The sequence below is a fragment of the Paraclostridium benzoelyticum genome, assembly GCF_001006285.1.
GTDB classification, from domain to species: domain Bacteria; phylum Bacillota; class Clostridia; order Peptostreptococcales; family Peptostreptococcaceae; genus Paraclostridium; species Paraclostridium benzoelyticum.
Genome location: NZ_LBBT01000142.1, coordinates 1 through 2824 on the forward strand (window position 1 = coordinate 1; position 2824 = coordinate 2824).

The window sequence follows — 2824 nt, forward strand, 5'->3', positions numbered from 1 at the left end:
ATATATAGACTGATTTTGTATAATGTAAAAATTATATTCATAGAAAATTCATATGCAAATTATAATATATATATTAAGTGATTTTGAAATTTAGAGGAGATTTATTATGAAAAATAAAAATATATTAGTAATAGAAGATGATAGTAATATACAAGAATTGATAGTAGAATTTTTAAGTGCAGAAGGATATAGCGTGGAATCGGCAAACGATGGAATAGAGGGTATACAAGCTTTTAAAAAAGGTGAATTTGATTTGGTTATATTAGATGTAATGATGCCTAATTTAGATGGACATGCTGTATGTAAGATGATAAGACAGAGTTCAGATATACCTATAATATTTTTAACGGCATTAAATCAAGAGAGTGATCAAGTTAAAGGATTTGAACTAATGTGCGATGATTATATAACAAAACCTTTTTCATTTACCTTGTTGATGAAAAGAGTAGAGGCTGTTTTAAGAAGAAGTGGCAAATATAATGAGTCTAATACATTAAGTTTTGAGAAGCTAAGTTTAGATTTAAACACATATCAAGCATTTTTAGATAATGAAGTAATAGAATTGACATTAAAAGAATTTAACATATTAAAGACTTTAATAGAGAATTATCCCCACGTAGTTACTAGAGAGAATTTACTAGATAGTGTATGGGGCTATGATTACTATGGAGATACTAGAGTTGTAGATGCTCATATAAAAAATATAAGAAAAAAAATTGGAATTCCATATATAAAAACAGTGAAAGGAATAGGATACAGTCTTGATAAGAATTAGAAAAAAATGGAAAGAATTAGCTATAAGTACAAAAATATTTTTAATAATAACTACATTATCTATAGGGCTTATAATAACTATATATCTGATTTTGTACTTCTTATTACCTCCATACTATGAAAAATATAAGGTAGAGTCTATAAATAATAGATTGACAGTTTTAGCAGCAAGGTCAAGGAGAGATGATTTAGAGGAATTGAAACAACATTTATATAAAATTTCACAGCATGAAAATGTAGGTGTGTTATTAAGAGACTCAAATGGAAAAGTTGAATATGGGAATAAGGAACTTTCATTTTTGCCATATTCTAATAATATTAGTGACTCTTATGAAAACTATCAAAAAACTGTAGCTTTGTATATAAGAGACAGTAATGCTCCATATTATCTGGATATAAGTATGCCGCTTCAACCAGTAGATGAAGCAACTACTGTAATACTAGATTTAATGCCTATAATAATAGGTGTTGCAATAGTATTGTCTATAATAACTTCATATGCATTCTCAAAATGGGTGACAAAACCTCTTATTGATATAATTGAAAGTGAAAGAATGCAAGAAGCTAAAAGAAAGGAGTTTATAGCAACTATATCTCATGAATTAAAAACCCCGATAACCATTATAAGTGGACAATTAGAAGGTATGATTTATAATATTGGGAAATATAAAGATCGTGATACATACTTGCAAAAATCATATGATTCTACTCAAGAATTAAAAACTCTAGTAGAAGAAATGATTCAGGTATCTAAATTTGAAATTTTGGAAAAAAAATCTGAAACTCAAGAATTTAATTTAAACAATTTAATAAATAAACTCATAAAAAGACAAATGTACTTAATTGAAGAGAAGGAATTAAAACTAGATGTAAAATATCAAAGTGAAATATTTATAAATGCGGATGAAGAGAGAATAGCAAAAGCTATAAATAATTTAATAAACAATGCTATTAAATATTCACCGGAAAATGCGGACTTACTAATACATTTGTACAAGAAAGAAAATGCAATTTTAGAGATAGAAAATACAGGTATTACAATAGATGAAAAGCATAAAGATAAATTATTTAAACCATTTTATAGAGTGGAAAAATCAAGAAATAGGAAAACTGGAGGAAGTGGACTAGGGCTTTATATAGTAAGTCAAATACTTAAAGAGCATGGGTTTAAATATAATATAAAAAACGGAAAAAACTCTGTTATATTTATAATAGAATTTAATGAAAATTAGAAAAAATGAAAGATGCTGTTTTGAATTATTTTAAATGACATCTTTTATTTTTTTGAAAATGTATATATCAATATTAAAAAGTCGTTCAAGCAAATCAAATTTTTTTGTAGTATAATATAAATGAAATATTTAAATATAAGGAGATATTGAATTGTTTAATAATATAACTAATGAAAAGATATATCAACAAGTTATAAATCAGATACAAAATATGATATTAGAAGGAAAGCTTAAAAATGGAGATAAGTTAATGTCAGAACGTGAATTATCTCAAAAAATGGGAGTAAGTAGAACATCGATAAGAGAAGCACTTAGGGTTTTAGAAACTATGGGGATAATAGAAAGTAGACAAGGCGAAGGAAATTTTATTTGTAATAAAATTGAAACATCATTAATACAACCTTTATCTATGATGTTTACTTTAAACAATGGCGACTATAAAGATATAATAGAATTAAGACGAATGATAGAATTAGAAGCAGTTAAATTAGCAGCTATAAGAGGAACAGACGAAGAACTTGAAGAGTTGAAAATGATTTCACAAAGATTGACAAAAAAAGATGAAATTTATAATAAAGGCGAAATTGATAAAGAAATCCATTATAAAATTACTTGCATGAGTAAGAACTTTTTGATAAAAAGTTTATATACAATATCATTAAATTTATTAGAAAATTTTATTATAAATTCAAGACAAAAGATAGTAGAATTTTACCATGAAGAAGAAACTTTAAATTTACAACACAAAAAAATCTGTGAGGCTATCATAGACAGAAATCCTGAAAGTGCATACAAATACATGAAAAAGGTCATATAAA

At 25.7% G+C, this 2824-nt stretch carries 3 protein-coding genes; all 3 read left to right on the forward strand.

What is annotated here, in order from left to right; genetic code table 11:
* Window positions 1-106 precede the first annotated feature (106 nt).
* The 3 genes from VN21_RS06505 (at window position 107) to VN21_RS06515 (ending at window position 2823) form a co-directional block, all read left to right on the forward strand.
* Window positions 107-775, forward strand: a complete 669-nt coding sequence (locus VN21_RS06505; RefSeq protein ID WP_046822558.1) for a response regulator transcription factor — start codon at window positions 107-109, stop codon at window positions 773-775.
* Window positions 762-2006: a sensor histidine kinase gene (locus tag VN21_RS06510; RefSeq protein WP_046822559.1), complete on the forward strand. Its 1245-nt coding sequence runs from the start codon at window positions 762-764 to the stop codon at window positions 2004-2006. The genes VN21_RS06505 and VN21_RS06510 overlap by 14 nt, the downstream gene beginning before the upstream one ends.
* Before the next feature lie 151 nt (window positions 2007-2157).
* A complete protein-coding gene (locus VN21_RS06515; protein WP_046822560.1) occupies window positions 2158-2823 on the forward strand; it encodes a FadR/GntR family transcriptional regulator in 666 nt (221 codons plus the stop codon).
* Window position 2824: the final 1 nt, after the last annotated feature.

What these genes read in the sequence shown, in the direction of transcription:
- VN21_RS06505 (WP_046822558.1), top strand. Translation starts at nt 107, where the DNA reads ATGAAAAATAAAAATATATTAGTAATAGAAGATGATAGTAATATACAA.